We start from the raw sequence: 19615 nt of genomic DNA, 5'->3' as shown, positions 1-19615 counted from the left end.
GTTGCAGATTCCAGTGGCATCACGCTTTTGATCTCTTCAGTTGAACACGCTTGCCGCTTCAAAAACCGGTCCATCGACACAGACTCTCTTCATCGCCGGCCCATCGGCTGTCTGTACTTCCACCACACAACCGGCGCAGCCGCCAATACCACAAGCCATAAACTCCTCCAGGGAGACCTGGCAGGGGACCTGCCACTCACTGGCCATGGCAGCAACGGCTTCCAGCATCGGGTGAGGACCACAGGCAAAGATCTCAACTTGAGAACGGGTCTCCCTGTCGAGGTTTCTGAACCATAAATCAGCCAGTTCGGTGACATAACCCTGAAAGCATCCATTGAACTCCTGCTGGCTCGCCAATCGGTTACCGATACCCCAGTCATCCAGTAGAGGCATGCTGGCGATCACCCCCTCAGGGATACCGGGTATCATGATCTTCGATGGGGTCGGCTTGAACGGGAACGGGACTTCAGAGCCGAGGATGACAAATGGCTGTTTATCGCTCTCCTGTCGCATGCTTTCAGCAAGGAAAATCATCGGCGGCATGCCCACCCCACCACCGATCAACAATGGACGGCTGTGTCCCGGAGTCGCTTTGAAGGGTGTGCCGATCGGTCCAAGAATGCTGATCTTCTCACCGGGCTGGCGCTGTGCGAGCAGCGTGGTGCCTTTTCCCACTCTTTTATACAACAGGTCGATCCAGCCCTCATTGTATGAGCTGCGCATGATTGAAATAGGTCGCCTCATCGGCAGTTGTGGGTCACAGGTCAAGTGGACAAAACTGCCGGGCTCGGCTTTGGCGGCGCAGTGCGGGGCTAGCAGGCGCATGATGAACTGATCCCCATCGAAGGCCTGATGGCTGATGATCTCAGCCTCTTCAAGAAATACTGAATTGTGATGTGGTTTGGTCATAGTGTCTCTTCACGGAAGACCAGTCGGCCTTTCAGCAGTGTATGGGTGACCCGGCCGGGCATTTCCCAGCCGGTGAATGGTGTGTTTTTGCCGGCACTATGGATCTGCTCAGCTGATACATGCCACTGCCTGTTGGGGTCATAGATGCAGATATCGGCAGCGTACCCTGGGGTCAGGCGGCCCAACGGCAGACCGAGAATATCGGCGGGGCCACAGGTGAGGCGGGCAATCGCACTGCTTAAATCCATGACTTCCTGTTCAACCAGTTTCAGGGTCAGGGGCAGCAGGGTGTCCAGACCGGAGATGCCTGGCTCGGTATCGGGCAAGGGGGAGGACTTGGCATCCGCTTCATGGGGTTGATGGTCGGAACAGATCGCCTGGATGACGTTCTCCGCCACCGCCTTGCGCAGACCGTCCCGGTCGCTGTCGGTACGCAGTGGCGGTCTGACATGACGATTGCTGTCAAAACCCTCCAGGTCGAGTTCGGTCAGGTGCAGCTGGTGGATGGCTACATCGGCGCTGACCTTGCGACCTTCCCGCTTTGCCCAGGCCATGGTGCGTGCCGCGCTGGCACTGGAGAGGGCATGAAAATGGATCACCGCACCCGTGGTCTCGGCCAATGCCAGATCCCGGGCGACGGCAACGGTTTCCGCCGCTTCCGGTATCCCCGGCAGTCCAAGCCGGTCTGCGACCTTGCCTTCGTGAGCGCAACCGTTGTTGCACAGGTACTGATCCTCCGGGCGAATGATGGTCAACAGATTGAAGGTGGAGGCATACTCCATGGCGCGTCGCTGAACCAGGGTGTTGGCCAGCGGGGTATAGCAGTTGGTGACTGCGATACATCCGGCGGCCTTGAGGGCGGCCATTTCACTCAGATGGGTACCATCAAGATTCTTCGTCAGTGCTCCCTGGGGCAGCAGTCTGCAATATCCGGCCTTGCGGGCCTTGTGGCGTATCTGCCCGACCACGGCCGGTGTGTCGATCACCGGTAGGGTGTCGGGTGTGCAGCAAAGGGTGGTGATGCCATTGCGGGCGGCACAGGCGGTTTCGCTGGCGATGGTGGCTTTGTGCTCATTACCCGGCTCCCGCAGATTGACTGTCAAGTCGATCAGGCCGGGACAGACGATCTGATCGGTGGCGTCGATCTCGAGCAGCGGCTGGAAGTTCTCCGGTGTCTGACCCAGGGCGAGAATCTTGCCGGCTGAGAGATGCAGATCGGTAACCTCGTCGATGCCGTTGCCGGGATCCACCACCCGGCCATTGCGTATCGTGATATCTTTTTTCTTCTTTTTCATACTGCCGCCTCCTGGGTACGCAGGTTTTGCGTACCGATCACCATGGAGATGATCGCCATACGAATCGCAATGCCGTAACTGACCTGCTGCAGGATAACCGATTTTGAACCGTCGGCTACCTTGGAATCCATCTCAACACCCCGGTTGATCGGTCCCGGATGCATGACGATGGCATCGGGTTTGGCCAGCGCCAGACGCCTTTCGGTGAGGCCGTAGAGGCTGAAATATTCATGTTCCGAGGGGAGCAGAGCGCCGCGCATCCGCTCTTTCTGCAGGCGCAGCATGATGATCACGTCAACATCCCGGATGCCTTCATCGAAATCGTGGTAGACATGCACACCCAGGCTGCGGGCATCGGAGGGCAGCAGGGTTTGCGGTGCGACAACCCGAACTTCGGAGACTCCCAGGGTGTTCAGGGCCAGGATCTGGGAACGGGCCACCCGGGAGTGAAGGATATCCCCCACGATGGCCACCCGAAGTCCGACGAACTCCCCTTTATGGCGACGGATGGTGAACATGTCCAGCATCGCCTGGGTGGGATGGGCGTGACGTCCGTCCCCCGCATTGATCACCCCCACGCCAGGGTCGGCGTGCTGGGCGATGAAGTGGGCTGCACCGCTGGTGGCGTGGCGGACAATAAACATATCCACATGCATCGCTTCCAGATTGCGCAGGGTATCCAGCAGGGTCTCCCCTTTGGAGGTGGCCGAGGCGCTGATATTGAGATTGAGTACATCGGCGGAGAGTCTTTTTGCCGCCAGTTCGAAGGTGGTGCGGGTGCGGGTACTGTTCTCGAAAAACAGGTTGGCCACCACCTTGCCTCGACAGAGCGGCACCTTTTTTATGGTTCGCTCGGAGACACCGGTAAATCCCTCTGCCGTATCCAGTATTTCAGTCAGGATCGATCTGTCGAGTCCATCGATCGTGAGGAAATGGAGCAGTCGTTGCTCATCATCGAGTTGTAGTGCTTTGTTGCTCAGACTCATACGTCCTTGCCCTGCTCATCGCCTCGGGAGCTGCGGTTGGTTTTTGCACCGAGAATCAGACCCAGCGGATCGGGACCGATCAGGGTGATGTGTTGATCCGGGTCCAGGCTGGGGTGTAGCCCGGTCACATCCGGTTGGATCGGCAGCTCCCGGCCGCTCCGGTCGACCAGGGTGGCGAGGGTGATCGAGGCGGGTCGACCATAGTCGAAGATCTCGTTCAGTGCCGCTCTGATGGTGCGACCGGTGTGCAGTACATCGTCGACCAGTATGATGTGCCGGTCATCCACCGGGATCGGCAGGTCCGATGGGTGAACCTCCGGATTCATGCCGATACGGGTGAAGTCGTCCCGATAAAAGGAGATGTCGAGTGTGCCCAGGGGATCCCGCAATCCCAATTCCTGATGAAGTCGTTCCGCCAACCAGACGCCGCCGGTTCGAATCCCGACCATCAGCGGGTCGGATATTCCTTTGTCATTGATTAGCGTCCAGATTTTGCCAGCCATGACGTCGATCAGGGATTCCACGCCGTCGGCTTGCATGAAGGTTGTGTTATCGCTCATTAAACCAGGTTTCCAATATCAGTTTTGCCGCTACGGCATCATAATCCTCGAGCCGCTTGGCCCGATGTCCCAACCTGTCCCTGGCCTCGAAGGAAGTGAAGCGTTCATCTGCCAGATGTACAGTCAGGTGGAAACGACCTTCGAGCTGTCGTGAAAAGCGCAATGCGGGTTGTGTGGCATCGGTTTCACTATCATCCACATCGAGGGGCAGACCAACCACCAGAGCCTGAGGCTGCCACTCATTGATTAACTGTTCAATACGTACCCAATCAGGTTTGTGGTTGACCAACTCCAGGGTTTCAAGCGGCGTTGCCGTACCTGTGAGGGTCTGACCTACCGCCACACCGATTTTACGCGTACCGAAATCGAAACCCAGCAGAGTACCTGAGGTTCTCTCTGGATCAGGCGTGTCCGGCATCGCTGCTCAGCAGGTTCAAGTCTACACCAAGCAGATCAGCTGCCGCCTGCCAACGCTCGTTGCTGGCTCGTTTGAATATGATGTCGCTTTCGGCGGGGCCGCTCAGCCAGGCATTCTGTGCCAGTTCACTCTCCAGTTGGCCTGCTCCCCAACTGGCATATCCAAGTGCCACCAGATTCTGTTCCGGGCCCTTGCCGGCGGCAATGGCCTCAAGGATATCCAGGGATGTGGTGACGCAGATCTGCGGGGTGACTCTCAGAGTGGAGGCCCACTCTGAATTACTGTCGTGCAGAACGAATCCACGATCACTCTGAACCGGGCCACCGATATAGACTGATTGTTCAGAAACTTTCTCGGTGGCGATGGGGATCTTCAGCTGTTCAAAAATGTCAGCCAGATGAAGTTCCATGGGGCGATTGATGACAATGCCCATGGCGCCATCGCTGGAGTGCTCGCAGATGTAGGTCACCGTATGGAAAAAATTCGGATCCTCAAGCTGCGGCATGGCGATGAGAAAGTGGTTGGTCAGATTAGAAGACATAGTGCTAGTATCCAATCGCTGGCTTAATGCTGCAACTGTTATTCTGCGTTGAGTTTGCCACTGCGAAGAAATTGCCAGGTTCGGGTGATGTCCAGGATATCAGTCTCTTTGCGGATTTCATTGGGAAAGGGTGAAAACGGTGCTGCCAGACGGACGATGCGGATTGCCGAATCATCAAGAATCTTATGTCCCGATGAGTGCAGTACACGAATTTGATCAACGCTGCCGTCCGCTTTGACGGCAACATGCAGCACCAGATTGCCGTATAAGCGGTCCCGCTTCGCCTGATCCGGGTAGTTGAGGTTGCCGATTCGCTCGACCTTGCGTCGCCAGGCATCGAGATAAGAGGCATATTTATACTCTTTGGTACTGGCGCTGATCGCCTTGCGCTTGGGGAGTTTGGCGTAGGCCTCAGACTTTCTCTCCAGCTCAGCGGTGAGTCTGGCGATCTCCATGTTCTTACTGTTCAACAGTTGGCTGGCTGTGGGCAGGGGTTGTCGCTCCACGATCTGGTTGTCGACCGGTGCCTGCTGTTCGGATTGTTCTGCAGTCAATGGCTGGGACTGGTCCACCGGTTGCTGGAATGCGGGAGGTGTCTGAGCAGCCTGGGGAGGTGCCGGGGGTTCAGGCGTTTGTGGCTTTTCCTGCTCCCTTAGTTCTCCGCCACCACTTTGTGTAACCTGTGCCAGGTAGTCTGCCTGCTCATCCTCTTCCGGCTGCTGCTTGGGTTGCCGGACCACCATGACCTCAAGGCTTTGTTGTTGGTATTCGGGTTTGCTCGGGTCAAAAGGTTTGAAGGTGATGCCGAGTATGACAAAGGCGTGCAGCGCCGTGGCGACAAACAGACCGATGCCCAGAATGTCATTGTGATTATGGGTCGAGATCATTTATTCAGTCTAGCCGCTATCGCATCCATCAGGTCTGAGGCGATATCCAGATCGTATATCTTGTCCAGTTCCCGGATACAGGTGGGACTGGTGACATTGATTTCTGTCAGGTAGTCCCCGATCACATCCAGTCCGGCAAACAGAATGCCCCGCTGTTTGAGTTGCGGTGCAACCTGACCTGCAATCCAGAAGTCCCGTTCAGACAGGGGCACCCCTTCACCCCGGCCGCCAGCGGCCAGGTTACCCCTTGTCTCACCGGCAGCAGGGATTCTGGCCAATGCATAAGGAACCGGTTCACCATCGATCATCAGGATACGTTTATCGCCTTTGCTGATCTCAGGGATAAAGCGTTGGGCCATGGCGAACTGGCTGCCGTGCTGTGTCAGGGTCTCGATAATCACCCCGAGATTGGGGTCCTGCTCAGTGATTCGGAAGATGGAGGCGCCACCCATGCCGCCCAGGGGTTTAACGATGATGTCCTTGTGCTGACGATGAAACTCCCTGATCTCCGATTCTTTGCGGCTGACCAGCGTGGCTGGTGTGCATTCGGGGAAATAGGCGGTAAACAGCTTCTCATTGGCGTCCCTCAAGCTGCTTGGCCGGTTGACCACCAGGCAGCCATTTGACTCGGCCTGCTCCAGCAGATAGGTGGTGTAGATGTATTCCATGTCGAAGGGGGGATCCTTACGCATCAGTACTACATCCAGCTGATGCAGGGGGAGTTGCTGACGCTGGCCAAATTCAAACCAGTTTTCAGCATTGTCAGTGACTTGCAACTGTCTGGACTCTGCCCAACAGACCCCTTCCCGAAGCGAGAGGTCCTGCTGTTGCAGGTAGTGGATCTGCCAGCTGCGACGTTGGGCTGCCAGTAACATGGCGAAGGTGCTGTCTTTCTGTATCTTGATGGTCTCTATGGGGTCCATCACCACGCCGAGTTGAATCGTCATCTGTGTCTACTGGTCCGCTGCAAAAGTGTATTTCGCATTATTTGCTGGGGGGGATTGTTAATCAAGCTCCTTAAGTTTTTCAATGGTTTGCCGCTAGAAGGACTTACATGTTGTGAGGAACAGCTAAATTCAACCCCTAAGTTCATGAATTGGGAAGTATATTCTTGATGCAAATAGGTTGTCTTGCTATTTTGTGGGTTAGATTTAGCGTAGTGTTCGATGCTGTTTGACGATTTCAGTATGACGACCTGAGACGGTGTTGTATTCAGGTCCGGGATAGAGCTTGTTCCGATTGGCTGGGGGGCATGCAGGCCGCAGTTGAAGTTGATCGGAACGGATTGTGAGAATTGTCGACAGGATCGAGTGCTACTTAAGGTTACGGATTTGACCGAAAGGGAGGAGAGCCACTGCACATAAGATCAAACCAAAAACTTGCGCAGTGTTGTCAATCATTGCTGATTATTAGAGAGGTGTGTTGCCATGGCGACACAAACCACCGGTTTCGGAAATATGAACTGCGCAAGCTTGAGTTATCCGGCGATTTTTCTGTCTATACTCGGCTTGCTGGTGCAACCCGCAGTCGCCCAGGACGACGATTATCTGTCGGAGATATCTGCAGAGGCCAGTAAGATTGATTCCAAATTACCGACAGAGGGAGAGGCGAAACAAAACCAGGACGGCTTAACGGACGAGAGTGCAGCACAAGTTGCATTCGAAGAGGATTTGAAATCGCGTTATCTGGGTAGCTACACCTTTTATAAAAAACTCCCCAGGCGGGCCAGGGAAGAGGTCTACGAGGAGTATAAAGGCGGTGCCTCGATCGATGAGATCAGACAGAAAATTATGAATCGATTTTTAAATCAATAGCTATGCAACCGGCTCGGAAAACTTTGCAAGAGTCACCACATGTCCCCAATTTCCGATCAATTTTAGCCTGAAGGTAACGTGATGAATCGCTGTGTTAACCTGATATGTCGAATACTCCTGATGATATCACCGCTGGTGGCGGTTGCCGAAGAGACGGCAGAAGCCAAACAGGGAGACGAACTTTCAGTCAAGCTGTCGTCTGAGAAACCATACACTTTTGTTATACATGAAGGTCGATCCATTCGGGTTCAGCGGATACAGGATCCCGATTATCAGCTCAAAGGCTACTATGCCAAAACGGCACGCAAGTGCCCGCCGTTTTGCTTACAACCGATGCAGGTTGATCCACGGGTCGACACCATCGGTGAGATAGAGCTGTTTGATTTCATGGAAGGAGATCTGAGAGATAAAACCGGTCTGTTGATTGATGCCCGCACTGCTGAGTGGTTTAATCGTGGCACGATACCCGGCTCGATCAATATTCCCTTTACACACTTGAGCAAGCCGGGGACAGCTGAAATGGAACAAGCACTACTCTTGTTCGGTGTGCGGCCAAGAGTCGATGTGGGTGCGATTTCCCTGAAACTGGAAGAGCTTGGTCTGCTGGGAGATGGAGATAAAACCGAGAAATGGGATTTCAGCAATGCCAAGAAACTGGTTCTCTGGTGTAATGGCCCTGAGTGTGGTCAATCCCCCCGGGCGATCAAAGGTTTGTTAAAAGTAGGTTATCCAGCGGATAGGATTGTCTATTACCGGGGTGGTATGCAGTTGTGGCAGCTTTGGGGACTGACGACTGTCGTACCAGGAGAGTGATTGTTTGTTATGTATATGTCCGTGACATGAGGATTTCAACGTGAGTGGTGATGAAACTGAAAAGGACATCTCTGGTGTCAGAGTCATGGTCATCGATGATAGTAAGACGATTCGGCGTACCGCCGAAAGTCTATTGAAAAAGGCGGGCTGTGAGGTATCCACGGCGACGGACGGTTTTGAAGCATTGGCGATGATCGCCGACCACCATCCGGATGTGATTTTCGTCGATATCATGATGCCGCGTCTTGATGGCTATCAGACCTGTGCACTCATTAAACATAATGATGTGTATAAGAATATTCCTGTGATCATGCTATCCAGTAAGGATGGCCTGTTCGACCGTGCGCGGGGCAGGATTGTGGGTTCAGAGCAATATCTGACTAAGCCGTTCACCAAGGATGAGCTGTTAGGCGCAATTCGTCGATATGTGAATACTGCGGCCTAGTTTTAACAAGTCCTAATATACTGATTGGTGCGATTTGGTTTGAGATGGCTGAAAACTGCAAGGATGTAGGGTTATTTAAAGACATTCCGGTGTCAGCCGCTAAGGACTAGAACCAACGGGCAGAGAGATTCGATGATCAAAAATATTTTTCGCAAGGGTCGCGAGCAGGAAGAAGAGAGCAATCACCCGGTTAGCGGAGAGGCTAAGGGTCGGATTCTCGTGGTCGATGATTCGCCCACCGAAGTAGTTGTTTTCAAAAAAATTCTAACTAAGCAGGGATATCAGATACTGGTTGCCAGTGACGGACAGGAAGGGGTGGAGATGGCGAAAAAGGAGCTGCCTGACCTGATTTTAATGGATGTGGTAATGCCGGTGCTGAATGGATTTCAGGCAACCCGGCAGTTAAAGAATGACGAATCCACGGCCAATATTCCTGTGATCATGGTGACCACCAAAGATCAACAGACAGATATCAATTGGGGAATGCGCCAGGGTGCCACTGAATACATGGTGAAGCCGGTCTCTCCTGCAGAACTTCTCCATAAGATCAAGGCGCTGATCAATGCCTGATGACGCCATGCAACAGAGCGTTATAGATTCGCCCCAGGGGGTTGTCCAGTTACTGGCTAATCTGGAACAGCGCAGTCGGAACAATGCAAAAGGTCTACCCCAGCAGGAGCTGATACAGAGTTACTGGGAAGGGGTGATGTTCTATGTGGGCGACAGCCGCTTTATTGCACCTTTGAGCAGCGTCAAAGAGATTCTCAATTATCCCTCTGCACTGACACCGGTACCCGGTTCAAAACCCTGGATGATGGGAGTGGCCAATGTGCGTGGCACCCTGATACCGGTAATCGATCTACAACTGTTTCTGATTGGTGAGAAGACCCGGCGAACCCGCCGGAGCCGAGTGCTGGTATTTACCATTGGAAGCGGTTTGAGTGGGGTGCTGGTGGGCGAGATGGTCGGTATGCGCCACTTCACCAGGGAGACTGCAAAAGAAGTGCAGATGGTTAGCGAATATTTTTCAAAATATGTTCAGTTTGAATTTGATCAGGACGGCATGGCATGGCCGGTCTTCAGTCTGCAGGCGCTGGCCGATGACCCGGTTTTTCAGATCGCGGCAACCTGATGCCATGAGAGTTACTGAACTTAGGATTTGGGCTTAAGCTTTCGGGAGAAAGAAGAATGAAAGGCAAACGCGTGGGTGGTACTCTGCCCTCAAATAAGGTCATCACCATTTTAGCTGTTTTGGTGCTGGTGTCTCTTATCTTGGCACTCGTGACCTTCTTGCATACAACCCAGCAGGAGTCCTATGACGAACAGTATCTGATCCGTGCTGCGGAACAGCAGGTTCTGTCACAGCGAATTGCCAAATACGCCCTGTCAGCCGCTCGAGGTGAACTTGAATCATTCAAGCCGCTGCAAAAGAGTCGTGATCGGTTTGAGAACATCATGTGGGAGCTGAAGAACGGTGGTGGTGCCGCCAGTGATCTGCCTGGATCCCCGGATGAAGTGAATACTGAACTGAACGATCTTGAGAATAAGTGGCTGGCACTGCGCAGCAATATCGATGAGATTCTCAAAGCCCAGGAGAACATCCTGGCAATCGATGAGTTTTCCGCCATTATTTCCGAATTCGTTCCCCAGCTTCAGGAGCTGTCGGAAGAGCTGGCCGAAGTGCTGATCAACAGTAATGCTCCCAGACGTCAGGTCTATATCGCCACCGAGCAGGAGATGTTGATCCAGCGTATCAACTCCAATGTCAATCAGGTCCTCGACGGGGGCCAGAAAACCGCCGCCGCGATCGACCAATTCAGCCGTGATGCCGATCTGTTCGGCCGAATCCTTGAGGGTTTGAAAAACGGTGATTCGGAGATGGGTATCTCCAAGGTTAAGGATAAGATCGCCTCGCAGCGACTGGATGATGTAGCCACCCTGTTTACCACCATCCAGGATAATGCCACTGAGATTATTCAGAACATCCCGGATGTGCTGCCGGCACTGGAAGCTGCCTCCATGGTCAGTGCCTCATCGGATCAGGCGAGTGACGCGGCTGAGACCCTGATTGGTGCTTATGGTAAGTCACCTGGGCGTTTTTCCGTCCTCGGCATCAAAGCGGGGCCCGGCATGATCGCTGTGTTCGGTGGTGCCGCCTTACTCTTCCTGGTACTGCTCGGTATGCAGCTGGTTGTCGATGCGCAGCGTCGTGAGCTGGCGAGTAAACAGCAGAATGAGAACAACCAGAAGGCGATCCTGCAGCTGCTGGATGAGATGGGTGACCTGGCGGACGGCGACCTGACCGTAACCGCCAGTGTGACCGAAGACATCACCGGCGCCATCGCCGACTCGATCAACTACGCCATCGAGGCGCTGCGTGAACTGGTTACCACCATCAACCAGACCTCGGAACAGGTCTCCAGTGCAACCCAGGAGAGTCGGGCGACCGCGATGCATCTTGCTGAGGCGAGTGAGCATCAGGCGGAACAGATCACCCAGGCGAATGATTCCATCGGTGATATGACTGGTGCGATCGATCAGATGTCCCAGGATGCGACCGAGTCGGCGGAAGTTGCCAAACGTTCGGTTGAGATCGCCAGCACCGGTGCGGAGACCGTGCGCAACACCATCGCCGGTATGGATAACATCCGTGAACAGATTCAGGAGACCTCGAAACGAATCAAACGACTCGGTGAGAGTTCCCAGGAGATCGGTGACATCGTTGAGCTGATCGACGACATCGCGGACCAGACCAATATTCTCGCCTTGAACGCGGCCATGCAGGCGGCCATGGCGGGTGAAGCCGGGCGCGGATTTGCGGTGGTTGCGGACGAAGTACAGCGTCTCGCGGAGCGTTCTATCAACGCCACCAAACAGATCGAAGCGCTGGTAAAAACCATTCAGGCAGATACCAACGAAGCGGTGACCTCCATGGAGGCCAGTACTTCAGGTGTGGTCAAGGGGGCGACTCTGGCGGAAGACGCTGGTGAAGCCCTGAAAGAGATCGAGAGCGTATCTCAGTATATCGCTGATCTCACCGGCAAGATCGCCACCTCCGCCCAGACCCAGTCTGATCAGGCGGTAAATGTAAAAGATACCATGAGTGTCATTCAGGAGATCACCAATCAGACCTCCGAGGGTACGCATCAGACCGCGAACTCCATCGGGGCCTTGGCCGATCTCTCGGATCAGCTGCAAAAGTCGGTTGCCGGTTTCCGTCTGCCAGCCTGATCAACTGAAGGCAAGCCATTGGGCGTGATGACAAGCATGATCGAGAGCCGACGCGGTTTCCAGACAGGAGTGCAACGCATATGAGTAATGCGCAAGACTTTGGCGCCCTGAATTGGGTAAAAGACGAATTGGATGTTTCGATTCGTCATGCGCGCCAAGCGCTGGAATCCTATGTGGAATCTCCTGGCGACAACGAATCACTCGCTACCTGCGGTGATCACCTGCATCAGATAGCCCGGGTCCTGCAGATGGTCCAGGTCTACGGTCCCAGTATGCTCGCAGAGGAGATGGAGCTGGTGGTGCGGGACATGTCGGAGGGCATCGTCCGGCAGGAGGAGGATGCCGCCGAGGCATTGATGCTGGCCTTGATTCAGCTGCCCGATTATCTCGAGAAGCTGCAGGGCGGGGATGCGGATATTCCGCTGATCATTCTGCCGTTGCTCAACGATCTGCGGGCGGTGCGGGATGCGCCATTGCTCTCTGAAGCGGCTTTGTTCAAACCGGAAATCGAAACCGAATCCACCACCGATGAAGTCAACAAAGATCTTCCAGCGCTGGTGCGACAGGTCAGGCAGAAGTTCCATCTGGGGCTGCTGAGCTGGTATCGCAAACGGGATACCGTACATGGCTGGCCACTGCTGCGGGACGTTTTCACCACCATCCATAAGAGTGCGGGCACCGAGTCGGTGCAGCATCTGTTCTGGGTGGCAGAGGGACTGATGCATGGCTTGATCGACAATACCATTGCGCCTGGTATTGCCGTGAAGCAGCTGTTCAGTCGACTCGACCGGAAGATGAAGATTATCATCGACAGTGGTGAGCAGAGTTTGGTGGATGAGCCGCCGTCGGCGCTGTTGAAAAACCTGCTCTATTACATTGCCAGGGCGAACTCGCAAAACCCTGTCATTCTGGAGATCAAACAGGCCTACAATCTCGATGCGGTGATGCCTTCCGAAGATCAGCTCAATCAGGGCCGGCTCGGACTGACAGGTTCGAATGCGGAACTGGCGGAATCGATCAAGGATGCGGTGAGCAGTGAGCTGACCCGGATCAAGGATATTCTCGATCTGTTCATGCGCGACGAAAAGGCGGATATGGAGATGCTTGGTCATCTCGAAGCGCCAACGCGCAAACTCGCGGATACCCTTGGCATGATCGGTCAGGGTGCCTTGCGATCCCGACTCAATCGGCAGGCGGACAAGGTCAAGACCTTCGTCGAACAGGGCGTTTTACCGGAAGAGTTCGAGTTAATGGAGATGGCGGGGGATATCCTCTATGTGGAGTCCTCGCTCAGCACCCTGCATACCTTTCAGCCAGGTGCGGCGGAAACCATTGATGAGAACACACTGGGAGACAGCCTGCCTGAAGGTGAGTACCAGAATCTGATCAAGCAGACCGTGCGTGAAACCAAGGTTGAGATTGCGCGGGCGAAAGAGACCATCATCAGTTTCACTGAAGCAACTGACGATACCTCAGTTTTGGAGCCGGTACGTCAGGGATTCCGGCGTGTTGAAGGCGCGCTGCAGATGCTCAATCTGAGGGAAGCGGCGGAATTGATGTCGCAAACCGGCGCGATCATTAAAAATCAATTGATCGAAGCCACCGCACCGCCGAGCAGACAGCAGCTGAACTCCCTCGCTGATGTGGTCAGTAGTATCGAGTACTACCTGGAAACATTGGTGGATGGCGCTGGTGATCGTCGTGAGATTCTCGCCATCGCGCAAGCCTCGCTGAATGATCTGATGAGCGATGGCGTGGCAGAAGTGAGTGAATATGTGGAGCCGGTAGAGCCCATCCAGCTGGATGAGTCTGCCGATCATGCTGAAGGATATGATCTTGAAGAGGAAGAGGTATCCGATCTCGAATTTGGTGCCAGCAGCCTGCAGATCGAGCCACCTCAACCGGAAGTGGAAATTCTCGCTTCGGCGGAAGATACAACAGCGTCTGAATCACAACCTGAACCCGAACCAGTGCAGGATGAAGAGATTGCGGCTGCAGACAAGCCGATGCTGGAGGATATCGATCCGGAAATTCTGGAGATCTTCATCGAAGAGGCCAGAGAAGAGCTTGAAAACATTCAGACCTATCTGCCCCGCTGGCAACATGATCAGTCCGATCGTGATGCACTGACCATTTTTCGTCGCTCATTCCATACCCTGAAGGGGAGTGGCCGGCTTGTCGGTGCCAAAGTGATTGGTGAGCTTGCCTGGTCTGTGGAGAATATGCTGAACCGGCTGATCGATGAAACGATCAAGGTTTCACCTGAGATGATGGAGCTGCTCAATCAGGTGACAGAAGCCTTGCCGGTACTGATCGATTCCCAGGAACAGGGTATCAGTCCCGCGGTAGATGTGGAGCTGCTCCAGAGCCATGCTCATGCTCTGTCTGAGGGGCGCCCCATCGAACAACCGGCGGAACCGGTTGTAAGCGAAGCGGAACAGCAGCCGACTGAGTCAGATGGGAGTATCGAGGTTGAAGCCTTCGAAGAAGCTGCTGACGAAATTGAAATCCAAGCCGAGGATTTGCCAGACGAAACGGCGGAAATCGAGGTTGCGGAAGAGGATGCGCCGGCGCTCGAAGAGCTGGAGGTGGCCTCACTGGATGAGCCCGAGCTTGAGCCGCTCTCTGAAATCAGTGACGAAGAAGTCGCCGCCCTCGGTGAGGTGATGCTTGAGGGGACTTCTGTCGAAGAGGCGGAAGGTGAGTTTACCGATTCGGATCTTGAGATCGAAATCGACACCGAACTCCTGGAGGTTTTCGCTGAAGAGTCAGAGGATCACCTACAGGAGATAGAAGTATTTCTCAAACAGGCCAGGGGCATCACTCCGCCCATGTTGGTACCTGAAGAGGTAGTTCGGGCCTGCCACACTTTACATGGCAGTGCACACATGGCCGGCATCACACCAATCGCGACACTCAGTGAAGCGATGGAGGACTATGTCAGAGCCGTTCATGAAAACCAGATGCCGGCTGAGGCGAAAGTGGTTGATCTGGTGGACGGCAGTGTTGGCTATATCCGTCAACTGCTGAAGTTGCTGCCGGATGAGAATCTGCCTGAACCGAATGTTGAGATCTTTCTGCAGGGCCTGAATGAAGCGCTGCAGGAGATTGAAGCGAGTGAAAAGGACGTAGAAGAAGTCATAGCGGAAGCCGAACCTTTAATGGCTGATGAGAGCATCAGCGAAGAAGAGGTTATCTCCCTGGATGAAGCATCGGCACTGGATGAAGAGCTCCAGATCGAGGCAATCGAAGAGATCGGACTGGCTGATGATGAATCGATCGAGCTTGCTTCCGATCTGATTTTGGAAGAGCTCGAGGCGAACGAGATCGATTCCGGTCTGTTGGCCGCAGAGGAGGGTGAGGATAGCGGTTTTTACGAGTCAGCCAGCTATCTGCAATCCACAGACTATTTTGATGTGGAAGGCGACGAAGAGCTGCTGGAGATCTTCATTGAAGAGGGCCGTGAGTTACTCGAGGCGCTTGAGCAGGGTTATAACGACTGGCAGAACTCACTCAATGATGAGACTGTGGTCGACGGCATCAAACGTACGCTTCATACCCTGAAAGGCAGCTCCAGGCTTGCCGGCATCAATCCCATCGGTGATCTCAGTCATGCCCTTGAGGATCTTTTCGAGAAGTTGTTGAGGGATGGCGAAACCGCAAATCAACGGCTACAGGATCTGGTTCGACAGGCGTTCGATTTCCTCGCGACTCAGGTTGAAGATGCGGCCAGCGTTGGCAGAGTACCTGTTTCAACACAGTTACTCTCCGATCTTGAGTATCCATCTGCCTCAGTAGAGACCCGTGACGCTGAAGAGGAACCGGAAGCGTTGCACGATGAGGAACTCGAGGCAGAGCTGCAACTCGCCGATGAGGCCTTTCCTGATGCTGAACTCGAAATCGAGCAGGCCGATCAGGAAGAGGATGAGCATCTTCAGGAGCTTGAACTGCAGAGTGCCCTGGAAGAGGTGGCAGAAGAGCAGGAGCAGATCGAACCGGAAAGCAGCGAAGAGCTCGATGCGAGCAGTTACTACGCAGAACCGATGAGCTTTCTCCACGAGGGTGATCTGTTCGAAGTCAGTGAAGACCGCGAACTGGTTGATATCTTTGTGGAGGAGTCGAAAGAGCTGCTCGAAACCCTCGAAGATCAGTTCCGGAAATGGCAGGATGAACCCTCGGATCATCAATATCTGGATGCCATTCTGCGTGCCTTGCATACGGTAAAGGGCAGCTCCCGTCTGGCGGGTATCGAACCGGTTGGTGATCTCAGTCATGCAATGGAGTCATTGCTGAATGGGGTTATCAGGGGGCATATCCCTGCGGATGAAGAGGTGATGGGCCTCTCCCGTTCCGCCCTCGATCTGCTGGCCACCCAAACCGATGATGCCGAGACCTCGAATCAGATACATCGGGCAGATTCTCTGATCGCTGATATCCAGACACTGATCGATAAGGGTATCGAAGAGGAAGATGAGGTTGAGGATCTGATCGATCCCGATCTTAAGGAAGAGCTTGAGGAGCTTGAAGAGCTCAAGCAGCAGCATGCGGAAGAGGCCGTTGAGACCGAGTCCGAATCCGTGCCGCAGCAGGCTGTTGAAGATTTGGACGATATTCAGATCGATGCCTCCGAGTTGGATGTCAAAGTGGAAGATGTTTCTGAGGAAGCGCTGCGGCAACCGGATGAATCCTTCCTCATGATGCATGATGAAGTCCTGCTGGATGTGGGAGAAGATGAGGAGCTGATTCAGATCTTCATCGAAGAGGCTAAAGAGTTTATGGAGCAGGTCGAAGCCCGCTTCCTGCAGTGGCTCGATAAACTGGATGATCAGGAAGCGATCGATGGCATGCAGCGAAATCTGCATACCCTGAAAGGCAGTGCCCGACTCGCCGGTATCATGCCGATCGGCGATCTGAGTCATGCAGTGGAATCGGTGATGACCGCCTTGGCGGAAGGTGAGATCGATCCGTTGGAAACAGTCACCGAGGCCCTGCGTCACAGTATTGACCACTTGGCATTCCAGGTCGACACCATTGCCAAGACCGGCAAAGTGCCCGCCGCCGATTTACAGGTCGAACAGCTGCACAACTTGCTGGGTGGGGAGATGACACCCGCCCATGGTGACATGGTTGAGACCATACAGGAGGTTTCCGAGAGCAGCATGCTGGCGGAAGAGCCCCAAGCGGAGCAGCCGACCGCTCAGGTACTGCCATTCAACGAAGAGATTGCCAAACTGCTCAATCCGGAGCAGGACCAGGAAACAGAGAAAGCCGGATTTAAACCAAATAAAGAGCAGGTCCGGGTCAATGCCGACCTGATGGACCGGCTGGTCAACCATGCGGGTGAGGTGAGTATCTATCGCGCCCGTCTGGAACAGCAGAACAGTGTATTGGGCTTCAACCTCTCTGAGCTTGAACAGACCGTCTCCCGTCTCTACACACAATTGCGAAATCTGGAGATCGAAACGGAGGCGCAGATACTCTATCGCTGGGAGCGGGAAACCGAAAAAGAGGATCAGGGCCGGACCGAATTCGATCCCCTGGAGCTTGATCGCTTCTCCACCATGCAGCAGCTCTCCAGAGCTCTGGTGGAGACAGTCAATGATCTGGGTAATATCAATGAGTCACTGCGTGATCTGCAACGTGAGACCGATACCCTGCTGTTACAGCAGTCCAGAATATCCACCGATCTGCAGGATGGCCTGTTGCGTACCCGGATGGTGCCTTTTGCAACACTGGTCCCCAGGATGCAGCGGCTTGTCAGGCAGACCGCAGGGCAGTTGAATAAAAAAGCCAATCTGGAGTGCTTTGGTATTGAGGGTGAGTTGGATCGCAGTATCCTGAACCGCATGGTGCCGGTACTGGAGCATCTACTGCGTAACTCCGTTTCCCATGGTATCGAGCCACCGGACCAGCGTCTTGCCGATGGCAAGCAGGGTACCGGCCGGATCTCCCTCTATCTCGACCGTGAGGCGACCGATGTCCTGATTACCCTCTCCGATGATGGTAAAGGTCTGGACATCGAAGCAATTCGTAAACGGGCGCTTGAGCAGGGCATGATCAATGCCGATGCGGAGATCAGTGATGACGATCTGATCCAGTGTGTGCTGCTACCAGGTTTCAGTACCGCCAAAGAAGTCACCCAGATCTCCGGACGCGGTGTGGGCCTCGACGTGGTAACCAGCGAGGTGAAACAGCTCGGTGGTTCCCTGGAGATCGATTCACAACCCGGAAGGGGCACCAGTTTCATCATCCGCCTACCTCTGACCCTGGCGATTACCGATGCCCTGTTGATCCGTGTTGGTGAAGAGATCTATGCCATCCCTCATGGGAGTATCAGTGGCGTGGTTCGAATCCGGCGTGATGAGATTCTGCGCTGCTATGAAGGTAAACAGGATAGTTTCGATTACGGTGGCAAGCAGTATAAGGTGAGCTATCTTGGCCGGATGATGGGTGCAGGACAGCATGAGATACATGAAGGCATGCGTTGGTTGCCACTTTTATTGTTGCAAACCGGTGAACATCAGGTAGCTCTGCAGGTTGATGATCTGATGGGTAGCCGACAGGTGGTTGTGAAAAGCCTGGGTAAACAGGTTGGCAGTGTCCGCTGGATAACAGGCGGTACGATTCTCGCCGATGGCCGAGTTGCCCTGATCCTCGATCTGGCTGCTCTGGTGCGTATGGATGCGACCCATGCGGCACCGGTCATGAAGCCCGATTCTGAACAGAAAAAACTGGAAGAGCGTCTTCGGGTCATGGTAGTGGATGACTCCATTACAGTACGTAAAGTCACCAGCCGCTTGCTGGAACGCCACGATATGGATGTGGTTACCGCAAAGGATGGAGTTGAAGCGGTGGCGCTGTTGCAGGAGCAGGTGCCGGATATCATGCTGCTCGATATCGAGATGCCACGTATGGATGGCTTTGAGCTGGCGAGACACATCAACAACTCTGTGGACTATTACGGATTGCCGATCATCATGATCTCCTCAAGGGTGGGTGACAAACACAGGCAGCGGGCAATGGATCTGGGGGTCAAACGCTGTCTCGGTAAACCCTATCAGGAGAGTGAGTTGTTGGAGAATATCAACGAAGTTCTGACGGAAAATAGACAATGAGCCATGCGGTAGTCAAAGAGGTCAGAAGCGTTCTTATACCTCTGCATGAGCGTCAGATTCTGCTGCCGAATGCGACAGTCGCTGAGGTTATGGGCTATCAGCAGCCCGAGTATGCCGGTGACGAGTTGCCTGATTGGTTTCTCGGTCATCTGGCCTGGCGTGGAGTTATGATTCCGGTAGTCTCCTATGAAGGGCTGCTGGGTGAGCCCGTGGTGGAGCCTGGTTTCCGGGGCAGGATCCTGATCCTTAATGCCCTTGGCGAGCATGAACGAATCTCACATATCGGTATGGCCGTTCATGCCATACCATCACTGGTCAGGGTCAGCGCCGACAATGTGGTACCGGTCAATCCGGAACTGGATGAGCCTCAACCGTTGATCAGACAGCATGTGGAACTGGATATGAGTCCGGCTGTCATTCCCGATATGGATGAAATTGAGCGACAGGTGCTCTCGGTAATTGAAGAGCTGTAGCACCCGACTTCAAGCCCCGCTCTTCCACTCGCCATAACAATCGCCCTGTTCAGGACATCGAGCATCCCCTGGAAGTACACCCATTGAATACCGGGTTAATAGTATAAGACCTTTTACTCGTGTATCCT

16 protein-coding genes are annotated in these 19615 nt (G+C 54.2%); 8 read left to right on the top strand and 8 right to left on the bottom strand.

Annotated features, from left to right (window positions below; all coding sequences use genetic code 11):
• Window positions 1-36: 36 nt before the first annotated feature.
• Genes A3193_RS12185 through gshB form a run of 8 tightly spaced genes read right to left on the bottom strand, consistent with a single transcriptional unit; the run spans window position 37 to window position 6543 of the window.
• Complete coding sequence (locus A3193_RS12185; RefSeq protein ID WP_069003954.1) at window positions 37-909, bottom strand: dihydroorotate dehydrogenase electron transfer subunit; 873 nt, start codon at window positions 907-909, stop codon at window positions 37-39.
• Window positions 906-2204, bottom strand: coding sequence for a dihydroorotase (locus A3193_RS12180; protein WP_069003955.1), 1299 nt, complete (start codon window positions 2202-2204; stop codon window positions 906-908). Before A3193_RS12180 ends, A3193_RS12185 begins: the two co-directional genes overlap by 4 nt.
• Window positions 2201-3190: an aspartate carbamoyltransferase catalytic subunit gene (locus A3193_RS12175; protein ID WP_069003956.1), complete on the bottom strand. Its 990-nt coding sequence runs from the start codon at window positions 3188-3190 to the stop codon at window positions 2201-2203. The genes A3193_RS12180 and A3193_RS12175 overlap by 4 nt, the downstream gene beginning before the upstream one ends.
• Complete coding sequence (gene pyrR / locus A3193_RS12170) at window positions 3187-3750, bottom strand: bifunctional pyr operon transcriptional regulator/uracil phosphoribosyltransferase PyrR (protein ID WP_069003957.1); 564 nt, start codon at window positions 3748-3750, stop codon at window positions 3187-3189. Before pyrR ends, A3193_RS12175 begins: the two co-directional genes overlap by 4 nt.
• A complete protein-coding gene (gene ruvX / locus A3193_RS12165) occupies window positions 3740-4168 on the bottom strand; it encodes a Holliday junction resolvase RuvX (RefSeq protein WP_068990553.1) in 429 nt (142 codons plus the stop codon). Before ruvX ends, pyrR begins: the two co-directional genes overlap by 11 nt.
• Window positions 4152-4709, bottom strand: a complete 558-nt coding sequence (locus A3193_RS12160) for a YqgE/AlgH family protein (RefSeq protein ID WP_069014978.1) — start codon at window positions 4707-4709, stop codon at window positions 4152-4154. The genes ruvX and A3193_RS12160 overlap by 17 nt, the downstream gene beginning before the upstream one ends.
• A gap of 38 nt (window positions 4710-4747) precedes the next feature.
• Complete coding sequence (locus tag A3193_RS12155) at window positions 4748-5596, bottom strand: energy transducer TonB (protein WP_069003961.1); 849 nt, start codon at window positions 5594-5596, stop codon at window positions 4748-4750.
• Window positions 5593-6543, bottom strand: coding sequence for a glutathione synthase (gshB, locus tag A3193_RS12150; RefSeq protein ID WP_069003963.1), 951 nt, complete (start codon window positions 6541-6543; stop codon window positions 5593-5595). Before gshB ends, A3193_RS12155 begins: the two co-directional genes overlap by 4 nt.
• Before the next feature lie 480 nt (window positions 6544-7023).
• Between gshB and A3193_RS12145 the strand changes: the two genes are divergently transcribed.
• The 8 genes from A3193_RS12145 (at window position 7024) to A3193_RS12110 (ending at window position 19487) form a co-directional block, all read left to right on the top strand.
• Window positions 7024-7410, top strand: coding sequence for a hypothetical protein (locus A3193_RS12145; protein WP_069003965.1), 387 nt, complete (start codon window positions 7024-7026; stop codon window positions 7408-7410).
• Window positions 7411-7530: 120 nt separating this feature from the next.
• The gene (locus A3193_RS12140; RefSeq protein ID WP_069004161.1) at window positions 7531-8223 is read left to right on the top strand and encodes a rhodanese-like domain-containing protein; all 693 of its coding nucleotides are present in this window, start codon (window positions 7531-7533) and stop codon (window positions 8221-8223) included.
• 85 nt (window positions 8224-8308) lie between these two features.
• On the top strand, window positions 8309-8668 hold the full coding sequence (pilG, locus tag A3193_RS12135; protein ID WP_068991717.1) for a twitching motility response regulator PilG: 360 nt from the start codon (window positions 8309-8311) through the stop codon (window positions 8666-8668).
• Between the two features lie 135 nt (window positions 8669-8803).
• A complete protein-coding gene (locus A3193_RS12130) occupies window positions 8804-9238 on the top strand; it encodes a response regulator (protein ID WP_414630419.1) in 435 nt (144 codons plus the stop codon).
• Window positions 9231-9800, top strand: a complete 570-nt coding sequence (locus A3193_RS12125) for a chemotaxis protein CheW (RefSeq protein WP_235614989.1) — start codon at window positions 9231-9233, stop codon at window positions 9798-9800. Before A3193_RS12130 ends, A3193_RS12125 begins: the two co-directional genes overlap by 8 nt.
• 56 nt (window positions 9801-9856) lie before the next feature.
• Window positions 9857-11899, top strand: coding sequence for a methyl-accepting chemotaxis protein (locus tag A3193_RS12120; protein ID WP_069003967.1), 2043 nt, complete (start codon window positions 9857-9859; stop codon window positions 11897-11899).
• Between the two features lie 80 nt (window positions 11900-11979).
• Window positions 11980-19014, top strand: a complete 7035-nt coding sequence (locus tag A3193_RS12115) for a hybrid sensor histidine kinase/response regulator (protein ID WP_069014977.1) — start codon at window positions 11980-11982, stop codon at window positions 19012-19014.
• Complete coding sequence (locus A3193_RS12110) at window positions 19011-19487, top strand: chemotaxis protein CheW (RefSeq protein WP_069003971.1); 477 nt, start codon at window positions 19011-19013, stop codon at window positions 19485-19487. The genes A3193_RS12115 and A3193_RS12110 overlap by 4 nt, the downstream gene beginning before the upstream one ends.
• Window positions 19488-19615 lie beyond the last annotated feature (128 nt).

The sequence above is a fragment of the Candidatus Thiodiazotropha endoloripes genome (assembly GCF_001708965.1).
GTDB classification, from domain to species: domain Bacteria; phylum Pseudomonadota; class Gammaproteobacteria; order Chromatiales; family Chromatiaceae; genus Thiodiazotropha; species Thiodiazotropha endoloripes.
The sequence above is the reverse complement of the archived record's forward strand: the minus strand, read 5'-3'. Positions and strand labels throughout refer to the sequence as shown.

Bases quoted from the DNA above. Each gene is read 5' to 3' on its own strand.
- A3193_RS12185 (WP_069003954.1), bottom strand. From the start codon at position 909: ATGACCAAACCACATCACAATTCAGTATTTCTTGAAGAGGCTGAGATC.
- A3193_RS12180 (WP_069003955.1), bottom strand. From the start codon at position 2,204: ATGAAAAAGAAGAAAAAAGATATCACGATACGCAATGGCCGGGTGGTG.
- A3193_RS12175 (WP_069003956.1), bottom strand. From the start codon at position 3,190: ATGAGTCTGAGCAACAAAGCACTACAACTCGATGATGAGCAACGACTG.
- pyrR (WP_069003957.1), bottom strand. From the start codon at position 3,750: ATGAGCGATAACACAACCTTCATGCAAGCCGACGGCGTGGAATCCCTG.
- ruvX (WP_068990553.1), bottom strand. From the start codon at position 4,168: ATGCCGGACACGCCTGATCCAGAGAGAACCTCAGGTACTCTGCTGGGT.
- A3193_RS12160 (WP_069014978.1), bottom strand. From the start codon at position 4,709: ATGTCTTCTAATCTGACCAACCACTTTCTCATCGCCATGCCGCAGCTT.
- A3193_RS12155 (WP_069003961.1), bottom strand. From the start codon at position 5,596: ATGATCTCGACCCATAATCACAATGACATTCTGGGCATCGGTCTGTTT.
- gshB (WP_069003963.1), bottom strand. From the start codon at position 6,543: ATGACGATTCAACTCGGCGTGGTGATGGACCCCATAGAGACCATCAAG.
- A3193_RS12145 (WP_069003965.1), top strand. From the start codon at position 7,024: ATGGCGACACAAACCACCGGTTTCGGAAATATGAACTGCGCAAGCTTG.
- A3193_RS12140 (WP_069004161.1), top strand. From the start codon at position 7,531: ATGATATCACCGCTGGTGGCGGTTGCCGAAGAGACGGCAGAAGCCAAA.
- pilG (WP_068991717.1), top strand. From the start codon at position 8,309: ATGGTCATCGATGATAGTAAGACGATTCGGCGTACCGCCGAAAGTCTA.
- A3193_RS12125 (WP_235614989.1), top strand. From the start codon at position 9,231: ATGCCTGATGACGCCATGCAACAGAGCGTTATAGATTCGCCCCAGGGG.
- A3193_RS12120 (WP_069003967.1), top strand. From the start codon at position 9,857: ATGAAAGGCAAACGCGTGGGTGGTACTCTGCCCTCAAATAAGGTCATC.
- A3193_RS12115 (WP_069014977.1), top strand. From the start codon at position 11,980: ATGAGTAATGCGCAAGACTTTGGCGCCCTGAATTGGGTAAAAGACGAA.
- A3193_RS12110 (WP_069003971.1), top strand. From the start codon at position 19,011: ATGAGCCATGCGGTAGTCAAAGAGGTCAGAAGCGTTCTTATACCTCTG.